At 70.8% G+C, this 19697-nt stretch carries 18 protein-coding genes; 8 read left to right on the forward strand and 10 right to left on the reverse strand.

What is annotated here, in order from left to right; translation table 11 throughout:
- Positions 1-1443, forward strand: a complete 1443-nt coding sequence (locus tag BC102111_RS13185) for a phosphohexomutase domain-containing protein (RefSeq protein WP_101624564.1) — start codon at positions 1-3, stop codon at positions 1441-1443.
- 38 nt (positions 1444-1481) lie between these two features.
- Positions 1482-2942, forward strand: coding sequence for an adenosylhomocysteinase (ahcY, locus tag BC102111_RS13190; protein WP_101624565.1), 1461 nt, complete (start codon positions 1482-1484; stop codon positions 2940-2942).
- 6 nt (positions 2943-2948) lie between these two features.
- Here ahcY and BC102111_RS13195 read toward each other — a convergent pair whose 3' ends face one another.
- Entirely contained in the window at positions 2949-3782 is an 834-nt protein-coding gene (locus tag BC102111_RS13195; protein ID WP_063249429.1) for an RDD family protein, read from the reverse strand.
- Between the two features lie 67 nt (positions 3783-3849).
- Between BC102111_RS13195 and BC102111_RS13200 the strand changes: the two genes are divergently transcribed.
- A complete protein-coding gene (locus BC102111_RS13200) occupies positions 3850-4848 on the forward strand; it encodes a stage II sporulation protein M (protein ID WP_063249427.1) in 999 nt (332 codons plus the stop codon).
- 2 nt (positions 4849-4850) lie between these two features.
- Here BC102111_RS13200 and BC102111_RS13205 read toward each other — a convergent pair whose 3' ends face one another.
- Genes BC102111_RS13205 through BC102111_RS13225 form a run of 5 tightly spaced genes read right to left on the reverse strand, consistent with a single transcriptional unit; the run spans position 4851 to position 10145 of the window.
- A complete protein-coding gene (locus BC102111_RS13205; RefSeq protein ID WP_063249426.1) occupies positions 4851-6137 on the reverse strand; it encodes a DUF58 domain-containing protein in 1287 nt (428 codons plus the stop codon).
- The gene (locus BC102111_RS13210; protein ID WP_009374843.1) at positions 6138-7211 is read right to left on the reverse strand and encodes an AAA family ATPase; all 1074 of its coding nucleotides are present in this window, start codon (positions 7209-7211) and stop codon (positions 6138-6140) included.
- Positions 7208-8428, reverse strand: a complete 1221-nt coding sequence (locus BC102111_RS13215) for a DUF4350 domain-containing protein (protein ID WP_101624566.1) — start codon at positions 8426-8428, stop codon at positions 7208-7210. Before BC102111_RS13215 ends, BC102111_RS13210 begins: the two co-directional genes overlap by 4 nt.
- On the reverse strand, positions 8425-9093 hold the full coding sequence (locus BC102111_RS13220; RefSeq protein ID WP_101624567.1) for a DUF4129 domain-containing protein: 669 nt from the start codon (positions 9091-9093) through the stop codon (positions 8425-8427). Before BC102111_RS13220 ends, BC102111_RS13215 begins: the two co-directional genes overlap by 4 nt.
- Complete coding sequence (locus BC102111_RS13225) at positions 9090-10145, reverse strand: hypothetical protein (protein ID WP_101624568.1); 1056 nt, start codon at positions 10143-10145, stop codon at positions 9090-9092. The genes BC102111_RS13220 and BC102111_RS13225 overlap by 4 nt, the downstream gene beginning before the upstream one ends.
- Before the next feature lie 79 nt (positions 10146-10224).
- Between BC102111_RS13225 and mtrA the strand changes: the two genes are divergently transcribed.
- From mtrA to hpf, 5 genes are all read left to right on the forward strand, one after another.
- Positions 10225-10905 carry an MtrAB system response regulator MtrA gene (gene mtrA / locus BC102111_RS13230; protein WP_009374854.1) on the forward strand — a complete coding sequence of 227 codons (681 nt, stop codon included), beginning with the start codon at positions 10225-10227 and terminating at the stop codon, positions 10903-10905.
- Positions 10902-12779, forward strand: a complete 1878-nt coding sequence (gene mtrB, locus BC102111_RS13235; RefSeq protein ID WP_101624569.1) for an MtrAB system histidine kinase MtrB — start codon at positions 10902-10904, stop codon at positions 12777-12779. The genes mtrA and mtrB overlap by 4 nt, the downstream gene beginning before the upstream one ends.
- Positions 12776-14500, forward strand: a complete 1725-nt coding sequence (locus BC102111_RS13240) for an LpqB family beta-propeller domain-containing protein (protein ID WP_009374856.1) — start codon at positions 12776-12778, stop codon at positions 14498-14500. The genes mtrB and BC102111_RS13240 overlap by 4 nt, the downstream gene beginning before the upstream one ends.
- 8 nt (positions 14501-14508) lie before the next feature.
- Positions 14509-15207 (forward strand): ComF family protein, encoded by a 699-nt coding sequence (locus BC102111_RS13245; RefSeq protein ID WP_101624570.1) that lies wholly within the window; start codon positions 14509-14511, stop codon positions 15205-15207.
- A gap of 66 nt (positions 15208-15273) precedes the next feature.
- On the forward strand, positions 15274-15948 hold the full coding sequence (gene hpf / locus BC102111_RS13250; RefSeq protein ID WP_009374858.1) for a ribosome hibernation-promoting factor, HPF/YfiA family: 675 nt from the start codon (positions 15274-15276) through the stop codon (positions 15946-15948).
- Between the two features lie 152 nt (positions 15949-16100).
- On the opposite strand, the gene BC102111_RS13255 is transcribed toward hpf, so the two are convergent.
- From BC102111_RS13255 to BC102111_RS13270, 4 genes are read right to left on the reverse strand one after another with little or no spacing between them, the layout of a single operon-like run.
- Positions 16101-17150, reverse strand: coding sequence for a DUF418 domain-containing protein (locus BC102111_RS13255; protein ID WP_101624599.1), 1050 nt, complete (start codon positions 17148-17150; stop codon positions 16101-16103).
- Positions 17151-17207: 57 nt separating this feature from the next.
- Positions 17208-17849 carry a response regulator gene (locus tag BC102111_RS13260; protein WP_101624571.1) on the reverse strand — a complete coding sequence of 214 codons (642 nt, stop codon included), beginning with the start codon at positions 17847-17849 and terminating at the stop codon, positions 17208-17210.
- Positions 17846-19027, reverse strand: coding sequence for a sensor histidine kinase (locus BC102111_RS13265; RefSeq protein ID WP_180960647.1), 1182 nt, complete (start codon positions 19025-19027; stop codon positions 17846-17848). The genes BC102111_RS13260 and BC102111_RS13265 overlap by 4 nt, the downstream gene beginning before the upstream one ends.
- Positions 19028-19056: 29 nt before the next feature.
- Positions 19057-19614 carry a hypothetical protein gene (locus BC102111_RS13270; RefSeq protein ID WP_009374862.1) on the reverse strand — a complete coding sequence of 186 codons (558 nt, stop codon included), beginning with the start codon at positions 19612-19614 and terminating at the stop codon, positions 19057-19059.
- Positions 19615-19697 lie beyond the last annotated feature (83 nt).

The following is a 19697-nucleotide window of genomic DNA, read 5'->3' on the forward strand; positions in this document are numbered from 1 at the left end:
ATGTCAGGTGAGACCCTCTCCGCCTCCCGTTCCCGCGCCCTCGACACCGCCGTCGGCGCCTACGACATCCGGGGACGGATCCCCGACCAGCTCGACGACGACGTCCTCTTCGCCCTCGGCTGGGCGACCGCCTCGGCGATGGGCGAGATCCACGGCAGCGGCGAGGTCGTCATCGGACACGACATGCGCCCGAGCTCCCCGGGCTTCGCCCGCTCCTTCGCCGCCGGAGTCGAGGCCGCGGGATCGCGGGCCGTGCTGTTGGGCCTGTGCTCGACCGACCAGCTCTACTTCGCCTCCGGGATCTTCGACCTGCCCGGGGCGATGATCACCGCGAGCCACAACCCCGCCGACTACAACGGGATCAAGATCTGCGCCCCCGGCGCCGGCGGGGTGAGCCTCGAGACCGGACTCGGCCGCATCTGCGACCTCGCCCCGAACGCCCCCGACCCTGCGGTGGGGACCCCGGCGGTCTCCGTCGACGAATCCGCGGCCGCCTCGGTGCGCACCCGGTACGCGCAGCGCATCCGCGAGCTCACCCGCCTCGACGAGGTCGCGGACCTCACCGTCGTCGTCGACGCCGGAAACGGCATGGCCGGGCGCCTCATCGGCGAGGTCTTCGGCACCGACGCCGGGCTGCCGGCGACCCGACTCGAGATCATCGGGCTCTACACGGAACTCGACGGGACGTTCCCCAACCACGAGGCCAACCCGCTCAAGCCGGAGAACCTCGTCGACGTCCAGGCCGCCGTGCGCGAGCACGGCGCCGACCTGGGGCTCGCCTTCGACGGCGACGCCGACCGCTGCTTCTTCATCGATGAGACCGGGGCGACGATGTCGGCCTCGGCGGTCGGCGCCCTCGTCTCCGAACGGGAGATCGCCCGCGCCCGAGCGGCGGGTCGCGACGAACCCACGGTCATCCACAACCTCATCACCTCCCGCAGCGTGCCCGAGGCGATCACCGCCGCCGGGGGCCGCGCGGTGCGCTCGAAGGTGGGCCACTCGGGGATCAAGACCCTCATGCGCGAGGAGGGTGCGGTCTTCGCGTGCGAGCACTCCGCGCACTTCTACTTCGAGGAGTTCTACGGCGCGGACTCCGGCATGCTCGCCGCATGCCACCTCATCGCCGCCCTCGCCGAGGCCGACGGGCTCGCCTCCCGTCTCGTCGCCGCCTACGACACCTACCGGCAGTCCGGGGAGATCAACTTCACCGTCGCCGACCCCGACGCCGTGCTCGAAGCCTTTGCCGCCGCCGCGCCCCGGTTCGCCCCTGAGCTCGTCGAGGACCTCGACGGGATCAGCCTGCAGGGCCGCGACTGGTGGGTCAACCTGCGCAAGTCGAACACCGAACCCCTGGTCCGGCTCAACGTCGAGGCCCCCGACGACGCCCGGATGCGCGAGCTCACCGCCCGCGCCACCGACATCGTCGAAGGCCGCGTCGCCTGACCGCTGCCCCCAACGTCCCGAAATCCCAAGGAGGACCCGTGCTCGCACCCACCGACTTCAAGGTCGCCGATCTCTCCCTCGCCGAGGCGGGACGCCATCAGATCCGGCTCGCCGAACGCGAGATGCCCGGCCTCATGGCGCTGCGCGAGGAGTACTCCGCCTCCGCCCCGCTGGCCGGGGCGAGGATCTCAGGCAGCCTCCACATGACCGTGCAGACGGCCGTGCTCATCGAGACCCTCGTGGCCCTCGGCGCCGAGGTCCGCTGGGCCAGCTGCAACATCTTCTCCACCCAGGATGAGGCCGCGGCCGCCGTCGTCGTCGGCGACGGCACCCCGGAGGCGCCGTCCGGGGTCCCGGTCTTCGCATGGAAGGGCGAGAGCCTCGAGGAGTACTGGTGGGCGGCCGACCGGATCTTCGACTTCGCCGAAGGACCCACCCTCATCCTCGACGACGGCGGGGATGCGACGATGTACGTCCTCGAAGGTGCGGCCGCCGAAGCCGCCGGCCGCGTCCCCACCGCCGGGGAGGACGCCCCCGAGGAGTATCGGGCCTTCCTCGCCCAGCTCGAGACGGCGATGACCGCGGCTCCCGGCCGCTTCACCCGCCTGGCCGAGGGCATCCAGGGCGTGAGCGAGGAGACGACGACAGGTGTCAACCGCCTCTACCGCCTCGCCGAGGCGGGACGCCTGCCGTTCCCCGCGATCAACGTCAACGACTCGGTGACGAAGTCGAAGTTCGACAACCGCTACGGCATCCGCCATTCCCTGCCCGACGGCCTCAACCGGGCCACCGACGTCCTCATCGGCGGCAAGATCGCCGTCGTCGTCGGCTACGGGGACGTCGGCAAGGGCGCGGCCGAAGCGCTGCGCGGTCAGGGGGCGCGCGTCATCGTCACCGAGATCGACCCGATCTGCGCACTCCAGGCGACGATGGACGGCTACCAGGTGGCTCTCCTGCCCGACGTCGCCGAGGTCGCCGACATCGTCATCACGACGACCGGCAACACCCGCGTCGTCGACGTCGACGTCCTCCGCAGCCTCAAACCGGGAGCGATCGTCGGCAACGTCGGCCACTTCGACGACGAGATCGACCTTGCCGGCCTGCGTCGCGTCGACGGGGTGAGCGTCGTCGAGATCAAACCGCAGGTCCACGAATGGACCATCCCCGTGCCGACGGAGGCCGGACTCGGACGGGAAACGACGCAGATCCTCGTCCTTTCCGAGGGTCGGCTGCTCAACCTCGGCAACGCCACCGGGCATCCCTCGTTCGTCATGAGCGCCTCGTTCTCCAACCAGGTCCTCGCTCAGATCGAGCTGTGGACCCGAGGGTCGGACTACGACGATGCGGTGCACCGGCTGTCGAAGGAGCTCGACGAAAAGGTCGCCCGGCTCCATCTGCCCGCGCTCGGGGCGCAGCTGAGCGAGCTGACGAAGGAGCAGGCCGAGTACATCGGCGTCGACGTCGCCGGGCCGTACAAGCCCGACCACTACCGGTACTGAGCGCCGCTACCGCTGCCGGTCGGCGCTCAGCCGCAGGCCGTGCGGCAGCCGGTCGACCCCGGCGCGGAAGGACTCGGCCTGCGCACCTCGGCGGTGGGCCCTGTCCCGGTCGGTCACGCGCTGGCGGGCGACGACGGCGGCGAGGAACTGCTCGGGCAGCGTCCCTTCGGGTGGAGCCGGGGCGACGTAGGGGTTAAGCTCGGTCGCGAGCTCGATCGCCCGCTGCCAGCGTGACTCGTGGCCGAGCCCGGGGGCGACGGCGAGGAACTGGACGATCCGGCGGCGCAGGCCGGCCGGCACCGCGGAGACGTCGGTCTCCGCAAGCCAGGGGACGAGCTGCGGGGCGACGTGCGTGTGCACCGGAGGAGGGGGAGTCGCGCGTTCGCTCACCGCGATGGTGCCGGCCATGTAGTCGCCGAGGCGCTTCGTCTGCGGGGACACGAGTCCCGAGAGTGCGGCGATCCCACCGCCGGTCCCGATGACCTCGAACTGCCAGAGCAGGGCGCGGACGAAGGAGTGCCGGAGGCGGACCGCCCCACCGTCGTCACGGACGATCCGCAGGCCGAGGATGAGCTTGCCGAGCGACCTCCCGCGGGTGAGGACCTCGACGAGGAGGGGGAGGAGGACGAAGACGGCGACCGTCATCATCGTCATCACCGCGGTGAGGAGCAGCCCGTTGAGCGACCGGAGCTGGAGGAGCAGCCAGAACGTCGCGACGAGCAGTCCGATGTTGACCAGCGTGTAGGCGACGGCGTCGATGAGGCAGCTGAGCGCGCGGGCGGCCAGCGCCGCGGGCTGGACGCTGAGTTCGACGGCCTCGCCTGTCACCAGAGTGCTCACACCACCATCCTGGCACACCTGCTCCACGGCGGCCCGATGCCGGGGCGGCATCGTCTAGGGTGGAGGCATGGATCCCAACCTGCTCGCCGAGATGCACGGGGACCAGTGGAGGGAGCTGTCGGCCCTGGCCAAGCGCAACCGGCTCGATCCGGCGCAGGCTGAGCGGTTCCTCGTCCTCTACCGGGCGGCGTCGAAGGACCTCTCGCAGATCATGACGGTGGCCCCGGACTCCCTCGAGGCCGCGCGGCTCTCGACGATCGTCCACCGGGCGCGCACCCACCTCTCCTCCGTCCCCGCCGGCGGGCTCTCGGGACTCAGCCGCTTCTTCGTCGTCGCCCTGCCGCTGTCGCTCTACCGGCTGCGCTGGGACTTCGTCGCCGTCGCGGTCTTCTTCCTCTCGGTCTCCGTGCTCTCCGGGGTATGGGCGGGCACTCACCCCGAAGTGCTCGAGACCTTCGGCGACCGCGCCTCCCGGCAGCAGTTCGCCGAACACGACTTCGTCGAGTACTACAAGGAGAACCCGAACGGCTTCTTCGCCGTGGGCGTGTGGACGAACAACGCGTGGATCGCCGTCCAGTTCGTCCTCCTCGGCGTCACCGGCGTCTTCGTCGTCCAGGGGCTCGTCCTCAACGCCGTCAACGTCGGCTTCTCGGCAGCGATGATGTTCGAGTTCGATCGGGGAGCGGACTTCTTCCTCTACATCCTCCCGCACGGCATCCCGGAGATCAGCTGCATCCTGCTCGCCGCGGCCGCCGGTCTCCGGCTCTTCTTCGCGTGGGTGATCCCGGGCCCGCAGCTGCGGCGGACGAAGCTCGCAACCGAGGCCCGCTCCCTGCTCGTCGTCGCCGGCGGACTCGTCATCATGCTCTTCCTCTCCGGCCTCATCGAGGGCTTCGTCACCCCGAACCCGCTCCCACCGCTGGTCAAGATCGCCATCGGCATCGCCTACACGGCCGCCGTCGTCGTCTACGCTGCCGTCCTCGGCAGGCGGTCCTCCCGCGCACAGCTGTCGGCCGACCTCGACGCCCACGAAGCCGGTTACCAGATCGTCGCGACCGACCGCTGAGCTCAGAGCCTCCCGCTCGTCTTCAGCCGGATGTAGAGGTCGGCCAGGGCCCCGGGGAGATCGTCGGGGACCGCGGCCACGGAGTCGACGCCGAGGCCGCGCAGTCGCGAGCGCACAGCCCGGACGGTGAGGATCTCGGTGGCGGCGGCCGCGGCGGTGTAGACCTCGCTCGCATCGCCGCGACGGGCGCTGAGATCGTCGAGCTCGGGATCGCTCACGGCGGCGACGACGACCCGGTGCCGGGCCATGAGGGCGGGCAGCACGGGCAGGATCTCCTCGGCCACGGTCGCCTCGTCGAGGGCGGTGACGAGGACGACGAGCGCACGCTGCCGGGTCGATGAGAGCACGGCCGAGGCGATCTGCTCCCAGTTGGCGTCATAGAGCTCAGGGTCGACGGGGGTGAGCGCCACGGAGAGGTCGTGGACGGGATCGTGGGCGCGGTGGCTCGACGCTGTGGCCCGCACCCGAGCGTCGGCGACGATGACGTCGACGCGATCACCGGCCCCGGCGGCAAGCGCCGTGAGCAGCAGGGCCGATTCGAGGGCGGCGTCGAAGACCGTGCCCTCTCCACTGCGCCTGGCCGCGAGCCGCGAGGAGTCGACGACGATGACGACGCGGCGATCGCGCTCGGGTCGCCACGTCTTGACGACGAGGTCCTGGGCGCGGGCGCTGGCCCGCCAGTCGATCGAGCGGACGTCGTCGCCGTCGACGTAGTCGCGCAGCGAATCGAACTCGGTGCCCATGCCGCGGATCATCACCGCCGAGCGGCCGTCGAGCTCGCGCAGCTTCTGCTGCTTCGAGGGCAGCTCCCGGCGGGAGACGAAGGGCGGGAGGACGCGGACCGTCGCCGGGACGTCGACGCTCCTCTGCCGGGCGATGAGCCCGAGGACGCTCGTCGTGCGCAGGGTGACCCGGTCGGCTGCCAGAGCCCCGCGCCGCCTCGGCGAGAGCACCGTGGTGATCTCACGGGTCCCGTGCGGGGGCAGGGTGAGGCGGGTCCTCGTCTCGTGCGCACCCGCACTCGGGGGCCACGCATCGCGCACGCGCAGCCGGATCGGCCGATCGGAGTCGTTGACGAGGGTGAGCGTCGACCGGGTGTCGTCGCCGAGGCGGACCATCGGACCCGGGGTCCGCTGCAGGCGCACGAGCGCCGGCGAGGGCGCTGCGAACCGGTCGATGACGGCGAGGACGACGATGACACCGGCGGTGATCGCCAGGCTCTGCCAGCCGGGGGCGAGCATGACCGGGACGATCCCTGAGACCGTGAGGAGGAGCAGGCGCGGGGTCATTCAGCGGGGCACATCGGTCGTCGCGACGATCGAGTCGAGGACGTGGGAGACGCTCAGGCCGTCCATCTGCGCCTCGGGACGGAGGATGACCCGGTGGCCGAGCGTCATCGGGACGAGGAACTTCACATCGTCGGGGGTGACGTAGTCGCGCCCGCCCAGCCACGCGAACGCCCGGGCGGCGGCGAGCATCCGCGTCGCCCCGCGCGGGGAGACGCCGAGGGCCAGCGACGGCGCCTCCCGGGTGGCCCGGGCGAGGTCGACGATGTAGGAGATGATCTCCGGGGCGATGTGGACGCCGGCGATCGCCGAGCGGGCCCGGGCGATCATCGCGGCGTCGAGGACGGGCCTCAGCCCTGCGGCCGTGAGCTGGGAGGCGTCGAAGCCGCGGGCATGGCGGTCGAGGATCTCGTACTCGAAGTCGCGATCGGGCAGGGTGAGGACGAGCTTGAAGAGGAACCGGTCGAGCTGGGCTTCGGGCAGCGGGTACGTGCCCTCGTACTCGAGCGGGTTCTGTGTGGCGGCGACGAGGAACGGCTCGGGAAGGCTGCGGGAGCGCCCGCCGACGGAGACCTGGTGCTCCTCCATCGCCTCGAGCAGTGCCGACTGCGTCTTCGGCGGGGTGCGGTTGATCTCGTCGGCGATGAGGACGTTGGTGAACACTGGGCCGGGACGGAACTCGAAGTCGGACGCCGAGGCATCCCAGACGAGGGAGCCGGTGACGTCGGAGGGCATGAGGTCGGGGGTGAACTGGATGCGGGTGTGGTCGAGGTCGACAGCAGTGGCGAAGCTGCGCACGAGGAGGGTCTTCGCGACGCCGGGCACACCTTCGAGGAGGACGTGGCCCTGGCACAGGAGCGCGAGGAGCAGTCCGGTGACCGCATCGTCCTGCCCGACGACGGCCTTCCCGATCTCCGCGCGCACAGCGGCGAAGGCCGCCCGCAGCGGGTCGGGGTCGCCGCCCTGCCCGGGAGCTGCGTCTCCGGCGGGGGAACGCGGGGTCGCCTCGGCGGGAGGCATCGGAGGCCGGGCGGGTGCCGGGGGAGCCTGGTCGTGCGGGTGAGGGCCTGTGGTCATGGGATCTCGCTTTCGATGGTGCTGATGAGGTCGACGAGGGCGGTGAGCTCGCGGTCGTCGGCAGGGACCGCGGTGACGAACACCGTTCTCAGCTGCGTGGGGTCGCGTCCGGTGGTCGCGCTCATCCGGGCGAGGATCTCCTCCCGCCCGGCCTCCGAGCTCAGTGCCAGTCGGCGCGCGATGCGCAGCAGGGCGGCGGTGCGCAGGGCGTGGAGGGCGCCGAGGCGGTCGCCGCTGCGTTCGGCCAGTGCGGCACGACCGTGGACGGTCTCGACGGCGGGGACGACGACGGGGAGGCGTTCGACGGCGAGCGGGCCGAAGCGGCGGCCGGCGACGAGGAGGACGACGATGAGGCAGGGCAGCATCCATACGGTGCCGGCGATGAACCAGTCCGGCACGTAGTCGAGCGTCGACGGCGGAGCGTCCCCGGAGGCGTCCGGGCGCGGGTAGTAGACGACGAGGCGGTCGGTCTGCGAGAGCGTCGAGAGGGCAAGCGCCGCGTTGCCGTCCTCGGTGATCGTCCCGTTGCTCACCCATGCGGGGTTGCCGAGGACGGTGACGGGGAACCGGCCGCCGTCGTCGACGACGAGCTGACCCGCAGGACTCGTCTGCTCGTCGACGCCCGGGCCGGTGAAGGGATAGCACACGGTGGCGCCGTCGACCGGCTCGTAGCGGGTCTGCCCGGTGCTCACCTCGCCGGCGGCACGGGCCGCGGGCAGCGGGCAGTCGGGCGGGGAGGTCGCATCGGGCTGGGCGAGCGGGTCGGAGTCGGCGTCGGCGGCGAGGCGCGCGGTGAAGCGTGCGACCGCGACGCCTGGGTCGACGAGAACGAGCCGGTTGCCCTGGGAGGCCAGCGCCGAGGTGAGGCCGTCGACGTCGCCCCGGGAGAGTCCCTCGGCGCCGGTGAGGATGAGCAGCGTCGTACCCGGCACGGCGCTTGCCTCGCGGGCCTCCTGGGCGTCCTCTGTCGTGCTCACCTGCGTGCCGTGGTCGCGCAGCGTCTCGATGAGCGCCTTCGTGCCGTCGCGCTGTGTCGAATCGAAGTGGAGGGGGTCGGCGGGCTGTCCGTCGTCGCCGAGGAGCATCGTGACGATGACGGTGAGGAGGACGACGGCGACGCCGACGATCCACACCCCGGCCGAGCGCATCCGGGTCCGCAGACCCACGGTGGGGGCCGTGCGGGTGCCGCGGGCGGCGACGTCGAGGGAGGCGCTCATCGCAGCGCTCCCGTCTGTGGGCCCGCGGGCAGGCGGGAGAGATCGGCGTCGAGGCTGACGAACTGCGCGAAGAGCGCGCGCAGTTCGTCGTCCGAACGCTGCGGTGCCGACTCCTCGCCGAAGACGAGGTCGTTGAAGACCTCGGCGACCCGGTCGAGGTCCTCCGCACGGGAGGGGACGGCCCGGCCTGCGGTGCGGGCGAGTTCGCTCGCGGTGGCCGCGTCGTCGAGGTCGACGACGCCGCGCAGCGCAAGGACGGCGAAGATCGCGCGTGCCTGGTCGGCGACGGCGGTGCGGAGGTCCCCGCGGTCCGCTGCGGCCTGCGCGCTCTGTCGCCACGGCTGCGGCTGCGGGGCGGCGACGACGGCGTCGAAGGCGCTCACGGGCACCTGCACCCGGCGCAGGCCGAGGCGCCGGACCCGCCAGACGATGAGGACGACGATCGCTGCGAGGGCGAGGACGACGAGGAGGAGGAGCCACGGGGAGTTCCCGCTAAGAGCGGCGGAGACGAGCCCGGAGAGCACGTCGTCGACCCAGCGGCCGAGTCGTTCGAGCGGGGTGAGGTCGGTCGCGGAGTACTCGTCGCGGCGCAGCTCCTCTTCGAGCCACCTCCGCCCGGTGTCGCGGTCGACGGGGGCGGCGGAGAGGGCGGCGGCAGTGTTCATGCGCTGCGCTCCTCCTCACCGCGGATGAGGACGAGGTCGTAGCCCTCGCCGCGCATCCTGGCATCGAAATAGCACGCGCACACGAGGCACGAGAAGTAGCCGAAGAGGACAGCCGAGGAGATCGTCGTCAGGGCGAGCACGACTGCCCCGACGACGATGCCGATCGCGGTCATCACCGCGACGTCGCCCTCGGCGGCGGCGAGGCCGATGACGGCGAGGGTGGTGAGGACGAGGAGGAACGGGCTGAGGATGAGCTGGATGAGCTGGTTGGAGAGGACGTAGCCGAGGCCGAGCTGACCGAGGAGGCGCCAGAGGCCGCGACCGGTGAGCCGCCATGACCGGGCCACGGCCGCGGGCACGCGCAGCCCCTCGGCGCCGATGGCCGTGCCGACGAGTGCGAGGCGGAGGTTGACCCAGACGACCGCGCAGACCCAGAGGAGGAGGGAGAGGACGCCGACGACGACGGCGGGCACGGTCGCCTCGGCGAGGCTGAGCAGGGTCGCGGGGACGAGGAGGACGAGGAGGAGTCCGAGGTCGATGCCGGTGATGAGTCCGGCGGCGAGGACGAGACGCCACCGTCGGCCGCGCAGCGCCCGCCATGATTCGGCCAACCCCATCCGCCTCGCCCCGAAGGAGGCCTCGGCTGCGGGGACGGTGAGCCCGGCGAGGAAGTGGACGAGGCCGAGGCTGAGGAGGCTGAGGACGAACGACCCGAGCTGGGCGAGGAGGGAGAACCCGGAGAGCGCCTCGTCGTTGCCCATGAGGTCGCGGAGAAAGGGGAGGAAGGTGAGGGCGAGACCGGCGCCGACTGCGGTGAGCAGGAGGGTCCAGAGGCTGAGCACGATGAGCGGGGCGCCGATCGCCGGTCCGGGGGCGAAGCGGAGCAGGCGGAAGCCGGAGTCGAGGACCTCGAAGAACGTCAGTGGCCGCTTCGCGAGGATCCCCCGCCTCAGCGGCGGTGACCACGGCTGCGGACCGGGAGCGGGACCGCGGGGCTGCCACCGGCCCGTATGCCAGTTGACCTGCGAAGTCCATGCGTTCGTGCGTCCCATCACCCTCAATCCTGCCATGGAAGTCAGGGGGAGAGTGTCATGGTCGAAACTTCACCGGACTTTGGGCGACAATAGAGGTATGAACGCGCGTATCCTCGTAGTTGATGATGACACGGCCCTGGCCGAGATGATCGGAATCGTGCTCAAGAGCGAGGGCTTCGAGCCCTTCTTCTGCGCGACCGGCGACCAGGCCTTCGACGAGTTCCAGAAGGTGGGACCCGATCTCGTCCTCCTCGACCTCATGCTCCCGGGCAAGGACGGACTCGAAGTGTGCCGTGAGATCCGCGAGGTCTCGTCCGTCCCCATCATCATGCTCACCGCGAAGTCCGACACCGTCGACGTCGTCCTCGGACTCGAATCCGGTGCCGACGACTACGTGCCCAAGCCGTTCAAGCCCAAGGAGCTCATCGCACGCGTGCGCGCGCGCCTGCGGATCTCCGAACCCCAGGCCCCCGAACTGCTCACCGTCGGCGATGTCGTCGTCGACGTCGCCGGCCACACCGTGACCAAGGGTGGGGCGCCGATCTCGCTCACCCCGCTCGAGTTCGACCTCCTCGTCGCGCTCGCCCGCAAGCCGTGGCAGGTGTTCTCCCGGGAGACCCTGCTCGAGGAGGTCTGGGGATACCGGCACGCGGCGGACACCCGCCTCGTCAACGTCCACGTGCAGCGTCTGCGCTCGAAGATCGAACGTGACCCGGAGAAGCCGGACATCATCGTCACGGTGCGCGGCGTCGGATACAAGGCAGGCCGAGCCGCGTGAAACCCTCCTCCGCCGTGCGCGGAGCCCTCCGCACCACCGCTGAGAGTCTGAAGACGTTCTGGGAGTTCGTCCGCAGGTCCTTCAGCTATTCCCTCCAGGTCCGCATCGTCGTCCTCACCATCATCCTCACCTCGGTGGCGATCTTCGGCGTCGGGACGTACATGTCCCAGCAGATCTCTCGCGGACTCTTCGACACCCGACTCGACTCGCTCTCCGGGCAGGCGTCGAACATCGTCTCCGAGCTGCGCAGCGTCGCCCCCGCCGACGGGCAGGCGATCACCCAGGAGAACCTCTCCGCGCAGCTGTCGTCGATCTACAACCGGTCGACCGGGTCCGTCTACGCGCTCTCGCTCGAGCCGAAGGACCCGAACTCCGCCTTCTCGACGATCAGCGCGGGCATGGACTCCTCCGCAGGCTCCGTGTCGGCGATGCCCGTCAGCGACGATCTCCAGGCGGCCATCGGACAGGCCCCGACCGATGACATGCTCTACCAGTCGGTGAGTCTGCCCGGCGATGCGGGACCGGGCCTGCTCATCACCCAGGAGCTGACGATCCCCGGTGCGGGTCAGTTCCAGCTCTACTACCTGGGCGACCTCCGCGAGCAGCAGAACACGCTCGACTTCGTCCAGCGCTCGATGCTCGTCGCCGCCCTCGTCCTCGTCGTCCTCGTCGGCGCGGTCGCGTGGATCGTCACCCGGCTCGTCGTCACCCCCGTGCGCACCGGCGCCGAGGTGGCCAGGCTCATCGCCGACGGCGACCTCGACGAGCGGATGCCCGTCCACGGCAACGACGAGATCGCCGTGCTCGGGGAGAGCTTCAACGATATGGCCGACACGCTCCAGCACCAGATCCAGCAGATGGAACGGCTGTCCGTGCTCCAGCGGCAGTTCGTCTCCGACGTCTCCCACGAGCTGCGCACGCCGCTCGCGACGATCCGCGCGGCCGCGGACCTCATCTACGATGCCCGCGACGACCTCGACCCGGTCACCGCCCGCAGCGCCGAGCTGCTCAACTCGCAGGCCGAGCGCTTCGACAGCCTGCTCTCGGACCTGCTCGAGATCTCCCGCTACGATGCCGGCGCCGCCGCCCTCGTCGCCAAACCCGTCGACGTCTGCGCGATCGTCACCTCGGTCATCGAGAACGTCTCGATGGTCGCCGACCAGATGTCGACGCACATCGTCGTCCACGCCCCCTCGTCGCCGGTGATGGCCGAGATCGACCGCGTGCGCATCACCCGGATCATCCGCAACCTCGTCGTCAACGCCATCGAGCACGGCGAGGGCAAGCCGATCGACGTCTACGTCGCCTCGAACGCCGAGGCGGTGGCGGTGAGCGTGCGCGACCACGGCGTGGGCATGAACGAGGAGCAGGTCGAGCACGTCTTCGACCGGTTCTGGCGGGCCGACCCCGCGCGCAAGCGGACCCTGGGCGGTTCGGGCCTCGGCCTGGCGATCTCGCTCGAGGACGCGCACCTCCACAACGGCTGGCTCCAGGTGTGGGGCAACCCGGGGGAGGGGTCGTGCTTCCGGCTGACGATCCCCCGGCGACCGGACCAGGAGATCACCTCCTCGCCGCTGCCTCTGCCGCCGCGCGACGCCCAGATCCGCGGTGCCGCGCTCGTCGCCGGGCCGCTGTCATCCGACGGTTCGGTGCGGATCCAGACCGGATCGATCCCGATCGTCGTCGAGACCGAACCCGACGCGGACGCTGCGCCGGAGAGGTCGGGCGGTCGCACCGCGCAGGCAGCGCCCGCTGCCGCCGCAACCGCCCCGGAGCAGTCGGGGACACGGCACGCGGCGGCACAGCAGCCGGCGACGGCGGCGACCGGCACGGTCGAGGAACCGCCCGCGGAGACACAGGAGGGACGCCCATGACGACGACCGGACACCTGCGGCGACTCGCCGCCATCGTCCTCGCTGTGCTGCTCGGGCTCGTGCTCTCGGCGTGCTCGTCGATCCCGACGAGCTCACCCGTCGGGCACCTCGAGGCCCGATCGAACGACCCCGGCGCCGACAGCGCGCGCATCCCCGACGGGCCGAAACCCGGCGACAGCGTCGGGGAGATCGTCCGCGGCTTCCTCGCCGCGGGTGCCGGAACCGGCAACAACTTCGCCGTCGCGAAGTCGTTCCTCACCGAGGCCGAGGCCCAGGAGTGGAATCCGCTCGCCTCCGTCTCCGTGCTCCCCGGCGACACGGACATCGACTCCCTCAACTACGAGGTGACCTCGGATCAGAAGACGCTGACGATGTCCGCCCCCGTCGTCGGCATCGTCGACTCCTCAGGGGTCTTCTCCTCGGCGACGCCGAACACGCGGTCGAACCTCGAGTTCTCCCTCCGGCAGGAGAACGGGGAGTGGCGGATCTCTTCGGCGCCCAACGGACTCCTCGTCTCCCGCACGACGTTCCGCACGATCTTCCTCAACTACTCGCTCGAGTTCTTCACCTCCGACTTCTCCTATCTCGTACCCGACTCGCGGTGGTTCCTCCGCTCCTCGTCGACGCCGACGGCGATCATCAACGAACTCCTCGCCGGTCCCGCCCCCTACCTCGCCGGCGCCGTCGTCACAGCGGCTCCCGACGGGGCGAAGCTCGCCGACTCGAACGTCGTGACCATCGAGAGCGGAGTCGCCCGAGTCTCGCTCGGCAACCTCACCCCGGCACCGACGGACAGGGAGAAGGGGCTCATCCGCCAGCAGATCTCGTCCACCCTCAAAGCGATCCCCTCGATCTCGAGCGTCGAGCTGAGCATCGGCGGTCAGGTCGTCTCGGAGAGCCTGCAGCCGAAGACCGACTCCTCGGTCCAGGTCGACGGACCGCCGGTCGTCATCGCCGAGAACCGGATCTCCCGGATCTCGGGCACGACCGTGGCGAGGGTGGAGAACAGTCCGGACCTCAAGGGCGCCGAGGCGAGCGACCCGGCCGTGTCCTTCGACGACTCGATCTACTCCTACCTCTCCGAGGGCGGGAAGAACCTCCGCCGTCTCAAAGCCGATTCGTCCGAAGCGCGCACCGTGCTCAGCGGTGAGTCGCTCGAGGGCCCGAGCATCGACCGCTTCAACACGATCTGGACGGGGGAGCGGAAGAACAAGGGCGAGATCATCGCCGTCGGCCGCGACGACGAGGTCTACCGGGTGTCCGCGGACTTCCTCTCCGGTCGGGACCTGCTCGACCTCGAGGTCTCCCGCGACGGCACACGGCTCGCGGTGCTCAGCCGGCAGGGCAGCGAGCCCGCGCGCATCGACGTCGTCGGCATTCCCCGCGACCGGGCGGGCAACCCGTCGTCCGCGCTCGCCGACGCCCCGCTCCAGGTCGGCTCGTACTTCACGGAGATCAGGGACATCTCCTGGGCGGGCTCGACCTCGCTCGCCGCGCTCGCCCAGCTGCCGGGGGAGACCGTCCAGCCCTACCGCGTCGGCGTCTCCGGACCACCCGAGCAGCTCGGACAGCTGCCCGGCGGCGGGGACCGCATCGCCGCCGGGGAGGACGGTCGATCGATCCTCGTCACGAGCAGCGCGGGGGAGATCTACTCGTACAACTCCAACGCGTGGCAGAAGCTCATCGACGTCACCGCCAAGGATCCCGCCTACCCCGGCTGAGGACGGACATGGGTCTGCTCAGCGAGCTCTCCGAACTCTTCCTGCCGCGGCGCTGCGCGGGATGCGGGCGGGAGACCGTCTCGCTGTGCACGACGTGCCTCCAGCTCCTCGGCGGGATCCCGCGGGCGATGGAGACGCGGTACGCCACGCTGCCCGTCGTCGGGGTCTCGGAATACAATTCGCGCCTGTCCCACATGGTGGTCAATTTCAAGGACAATGGGCGGCGCGACATCCTCGACCCCCTCGCGCTCGGCCTCGCCCGTTCGATCGTCGCGGCCCTCGACCTCGTCGGCCACTCCGGCGGCCCGGTGCGCGTCGTGCCCGCCCCGAGCTCGGAGCAGGCGAAGCGGCGTCGCGGCGGGTCGCACACCGCAGTCCTCGCGCGCCGCGCGGCAGCGCTCTCACCGGAGCTCTCGCTCGTCGTCGCCGACGTCCTCGTCGCGAGGCGACGACACGATCAGGTCGGACTCGGCGCCCACGCCCGGGCGAAGAATGCCCGGCAATCGCAATTCCTCATTCCCGACTACGCCGCCGAGATCGGCCGAGAAATGCCGACGACGCTGCTCGTCGACGATTTCTCGACCACCGGCGCAACCTTGGCCGAAAGCACACGAGTCTTGACATCGGTGCAGGTCAGGCCCACTGCAGCCGCGGTCATCGGGCTCGGCCGTGGGGGCACTCGATTTGTCTCTCCCTTTACTGTATAACGGTGTTTACCCATCCAAGGGAATGGGATCGGATTCCTCCGAAGAACGAGTCGCTAAGGACCCATCATGGACATTGTTGTCACCGGACGCCAACTGACCATCTCCGACAGCTTTCGCGCGCACATCGAAGACAAGATCGCCAAGGTCGAGCAGCTCGCACCGAGGGCGCAGCGTGTCGAGGTCCACGTCGCTCACGACAAGAACACGCGGCAGCCGGAGACGAGTGAGCGGGTCGAGCTCACCGTCGTGGCGAAGGGTCCGGTGATCCGCGCCGAGGCGATGGCCAGTGACAAGTACGCCGCCCTCGACCTCGCCTGGGCGAAGCTCGTCGAACGACTCCGACGGGCCAGAGACCGGAACAAGGTGTCCCGTGCCGGCCATCACCGCAAGGAGTCGACCGCTGAGGCGCTCGCGAAGATGCCCGTGGCCGACCCGATCGTCCCCACGGACGGTGGGACGGAGTCCGCCGAGACCGACGCGGCCGCAGGCCCCGATCGGACGAACGGACGGATCAAGGCCGAGGGCGACTCCCCGGTCGTCCTTCGTGAGAAGTCGTTCGCTGCCGCCCCGATCGGCATCGAGGAGGCGCTCAACCGGATGGAGCTCGTCGGACACGACTTCTACCTCTTCATCGACGAGGCCTCGCAGAAGCCCTCGGTCGTCTACCGCCGCAAGGGCTGGAGCTACGGCGTCATCGCCCTCGATGAGGAGCTCGCCCCGGAAGAGGCGCTGACGGACTGAGACGCCGAGCCTGCGCGCTCGGGCGCGCCGGCACCGACTGCGAGTCGGCGCACGGACAGGTCGGCCGTCCCCACGGGGATGGCCGCCCTTCGGCTGTGCGCTGAGCGCCGCCTCGGCGCGGGAATCAGCCGCCGCAGAGGCTCACTGCCGGTTCAGTGCGCGGACGCGGGAGCGCTCTCGGTCCTGCCGCGACCCCACGTGACGAGGCGCCAGAGGCGCTCGAGCGGGCCCTGCGAGAAGACGCGCAGCCACAGCGCGGAGACGACGATCTGGAGGGCGAGGATCCCGGCGCAGACGACGAGTCCGGCGAGGTAGCCGCCCTGGTCGTCGAACGCGGCGAGGTCGGGGACGAGGAAGCGGACGCCGACGAGGAGGAGGGTTGCGCCGATGTAGTTGCTCAGCGCCATCCGACCCAGCGGGGCGAGCACGGGGGTGAGCACCGCCTCGGCGGGGGTGCGCATGAGGAGCATGATGCCGGTGACGAAGCTCAGAGCCATCGTCATGCCGAGTGAGGCGTTGATCCACTGGTCGATCTGCCGGGTCTGGAAGTCCGTGAGGAGGAAGCCTGCGACCGTGACGGCGGCGGCCAGGCCCCCGGTGAGGGCGAGGAGACCGGGGCGCGCCAGGCTGCGGCGGACGAGGTCGGTGTAGCCGGTGGCGAAGCCGACGAGGAAGAGTCCCGGGATGATGGCCATACCGCCGCCGGTCGCGACGCCGGCGAGAAGGAGGAGCGCACCGACGGAGGCCGTCACCGGCGCGAGCAGGCGGGAGGGGATCCACGTCGAGGGCAGGAGGACGACGAGCGCGGCGATCGCATAGGGCAGGAGCGCTTCGCCGGGCTGCAGGAGCATGTGGAGGGCGCCGAGGACGCCGAGGAAGAGGAATCGGCGCAGCAGCGCGAGGCGAGGGCGGGGGCTGCGACGGCTGGCCGAGAGCCACATGATGCCGAAGCCGATGCCGAAGAGGAACGAGAAGATCGGGAAGAAGCGGTTCTGGACGAGGTCCTGACTGAGTGCGTAGAGGGGGAGGACCTCGCCGTCGGCGGTGACGGAGCTGAGCCCGAAGAGCGGCGGCAGGTTGACGAGGATGATCCCGCACAGGGCGAAGCCGCGCAGGACATCGAGGGCGGCGATGCGGCGGGGGCGCCGCGTCGGGGCGGCAGTGACGTCGTGGGATGAGAGTGTCATCGGTTCTGAGTTCATGGGATCCATCCTCGTCGGCGCCGAGGCGGATTCGATCGGCCGCGTGGCCGGAGGCACTCAGCCGTTCGGCTGATTCATCGCTCCCGACTCCCACATCGCAGCGGCGATCTCGACCCGGTTGCGCGCCCCCAGCTGCGCCTGGATGTTCGCCAGATGCGTCTTGACCGTGCCGAGGGAGATGAAGAGCTCGGCCCCGATCTCCTGATTCGTCCGTCCGGTCGCGACGAGGCGGGCGACCTCGGCCTCGCGGTCGCTCAGCCGCGCGACCCGGTCGTCGTGGGCAGGGGCCGCCCCCGTGCGACGGCTGAGCAGGTCGAGGGTGAGCGAGGGGGAGATGAGGGCGTCGCCGGCGGCCGCGGCACGGACCCCGGCGAGCAGCAGGTCGGGACCGGCGTCCTTGAGGAGGAAGCCGCTGGCGCCGCCGGCGAGTGCGGAGTCGACGTAGTCCTCGTCGTCGAAGGTCGTCACCATGATGACCTTCGCCAGCGGGGTGAGCCGGGGCAGGGCTGCGAGTCCGTCGAGGCGGGGCATGCGGATGTCGAGGAGGATGACATCGGGATCCTCGGACTTCGCCAGACCGATCGCCTCGACCCCGTCGGCGGCCTGGCCGACGACGGTCATCTCCGGATCGGCATCGAGGATGAGCGTGAAGCCCATCCGCACCATCTCCTGGTCGTCGACGACGAGGACTCTGATCATGGTCGGTCTCCGCTCTCGGGGGTGTGGGGGCGGGCATGTGCGGACGGGGCGCCGCCGGGCGAGAGGGTGCCGCCGGACGGAGGGCCTGCGGCGAGCGGGAGTCGGGCGCGCAGCCGCCAGGCACCGTCGATCGGCCCGGCAGTGAGGTCCCCGCCGAGGTCCTCGACCCGGGTCCGCAGACCGTGCAGACCGGTCCCGCCGCCGCGGCCGATGCCGCCGCGGCCTCCGGTGCTCTCAACGGTGAGGGCGACGGAGTCGGGAGAGCTCGCGATCGTCATGGACACGTGCGCCCCCGGGCCCGCGTGCCGACGGACGTTCGTCAGAGCCTCGACGAGGACGCGGTCGAGCGTCGCCCACACGGAGGTCGGCACGGGCGCGGGGAGGTCGATGCCGCTCTGCGTCGAGGCGTCGTCGCTGGCGCCGAACTCCTCGAGGCGCCGCTCGAGCGCCTCGGGTCCCGCAGCGGTCGGAGCGGTCGGCGCCGTCGGTGCCGCGGCGGCGGTGCCGGCCGGGGAGGCGACAAGGGAGCGGATCTCCTCGAGGGCACGCGACCCCGATTCCTCGATGCGCCCGAGCGCTGCCCGCAGCACGGACGGATCCTCGGCGCGCGAGGCGGCCTGGGCGAGGACGACGATCCCGGTGACCTCGTGGGCGACGAGGTCGTGGAGGTCGGTGGCCATGCGACGGCGCTCCGCCTCGGCGGCGGTGGCCTGGCGCTGATGGAGGGAACGGTCGAACATCCGCATGAGCAGACCCAGAGCCAGTGCCGCGACGACGAGCGTCGAGGCACCGAAGGCGAAGGTGAGGCCGTCGCCGGGGATGAGACCGGGAACGACGACCGCGGTGAGGGCGAGGACGGTGAGGAGGCCCACCGACAGCGGGTCGGTGAAGCGGCGGGAGAGGTGTGCGAGGGCGACGAGCGAGAGCCAGAGCACTGTGAGGCTGAGCAGCTGGGAGACGGCGACGACGCCGGCTGCGACGATGAGTGCTGCGGCAGCGAGGCGGAGGAAGGCGGGACGCGGTGCGGCGGCGCGCTGCCCGAGCCAGAGCGCGGGCAGCGCGACCGTGACGGCGGCGAGGTTGCCGACGAGGATCGGCCAGCCTCCGTCCGATGTGACATCGAGGAGGAGGGTGAGCGGCAGCGGCGCGATCCACAGCCAGGGCAGGACGGTCTTCATCGCGTCCCAGTCTAGTCGCCGCGGCTGACTCATCCGCAGAGGTTCGCGGCGTATTCGAGCTCGGCGGCGACCCCGGCCTCGTTGGCGAACACGCCCCGGAGTGCGACGTCGCGCGGGAGCCTGAGCTCACCCATGGGTCGGCCGTCGGCGAAGACCGTGAGCGTGCCGTCGGCGGCGGTTCCCGAGAACGTCACCGGGGTGCCGTCGATGCGCGCGCGATCCGAGAAGGACCCGTCCGATTCGGTGATCGGGGCGGCATCCTGCGAGGGGTAGGCGAAGGTGACGAAGCGGCGGACGCGCTCGGCGCTGCCGTCCTTGAGCTCCTGGATGAGCAGCTGGTCCTTCGTCATGCCCGGCTGCGGGGCGATGTCGACGTAGGTGAGCTCCGCCCGGTCCGACATCGCGGAGAGGATGTAGGGGCGGCCGCGGACGTCCATCGCCGTCGGGGAGAGATCGCAGGCGCCGAGGTAGTCCTCGACCTGTGCCTCGAGCTGGGCCTTCGACCGGTACTCCCAGAGGAAGAGCGCGCCGATGCCGACGGCGAAGACGGAGAGGGTGGCGGTGAGGGCGATGACGACCTTCTTCATGGTGATGTCCTGTTCTGTGCAGTTGTCCGCTTGGGTCTCCCATCCTTCCCGGCAGGAAGCCCTCCCACCTCGGCCGTTCGGCC

The sequence above is a fragment of the Brevibacterium casei CIP 102111 genome (assembly GCF_900169275.1).
GTDB lineage: Bacteria > Actinomycetota > Actinomycetes > Actinomycetales > Brevibacteriaceae > Brevibacterium > Brevibacterium casei.

Excerpts from the sequence above, each read along its gene's own strand:
- BC102111_RS13185 (WP_101624564.1), top strand. The coding sequence starts at position 1 with ATGTCAGGTGAGACCCTCTCCGCCTCCCGTTCCCGCGCCCTCGACACC.
- BC102111_RS13240 (WP_009374856.1), top strand. The coding sequence starts at position 12,776 with ATGACGACGACCGGACACCTGCGGCGACTCGCCGCCATCGTCCTCGCT.
- BC102111_RS13210 (WP_009374843.1), bottom strand. The coding sequence starts at position 7,211 with ATGACCACAGGCCCTCACCCGCACGACCAGGCTCCCCCGGCACCCGCC.
- BC102111_RS13200 (WP_063249427.1), top strand. The coding sequence starts at position 3,850 with ATGGATCCCAACCTGCTCGCCGAGATGCACGGGGACCAGTGGAGGGAG.
- BC102111_RS13245 (WP_101624570.1), top strand. The coding sequence starts at position 14,509 with ATGGGTCTGCTCAGCGAGCTCTCCGAACTCTTCCTGCCGCGGCGCTGC.
- BC102111_RS13205 (WP_063249426.1), bottom strand. The coding sequence starts at position 6,137 with ATGACCCCGCGCCTGCTCCTCCTCACGGTCTCAGGGATCGTCCCGGTC.
- BC102111_RS13215 (WP_101624566.1), bottom strand. The coding sequence starts at position 8,428 with ATGAGCGCCTCCCTCGACGTCGCCGCCCGCGGCACCCGCACGGCCCCC.
- BC102111_RS13270 (WP_009374862.1), bottom strand. The coding sequence starts at position 19,614 with ATGAAGAAGGTCGTCATCGCCCTCACCGCCACCCTCTCCGTCTTCGCC.
- mtrA (WP_009374854.1), top strand. The coding sequence starts at position 10,225 with ATGAACGCGCGTATCCTCGTAGTTGATGATGACACGGCCCTGGCCGAG.
- BC102111_RS13265 (WP_180960647.1), bottom strand. The coding sequence starts at position 19,027 with ATGAAGACCGTCCTGCCCTGGCTGTGGATCGCGCCGCTGCCGCTCACC.
- BC102111_RS13220 (WP_101624567.1), bottom strand. The coding sequence starts at position 9,093 with ATGAACACTGCCGCCGCCCTCTCCGCCGCCCCCGTCGACCGCGACACC.
- BC102111_RS13255 (WP_101624599.1), bottom strand. The coding sequence starts at position 17,150 with ATGAACTCAGAACCGATGACACTCTCATCCCACGACGTCACTGCCGCC.
- BC102111_RS13225 (WP_101624568.1), bottom strand. The coding sequence starts at position 10,145 with ATGGGACGCACGAACGCATGGACTTCGCAGGTCAACTGGCATACGGGC.
- BC102111_RS13260 (WP_101624571.1), bottom strand. The coding sequence starts at position 17,849 with ATGATCAGAGTCCTCGTCGTCGACGACCAGGAGATGGTGCGGATGGGC.
- hpf (WP_009374858.1), top strand. The coding sequence starts at position 15,274 with ATGGACATTGTTGTCACCGGACGCCAACTGACCATCTCCGACAGCTTT.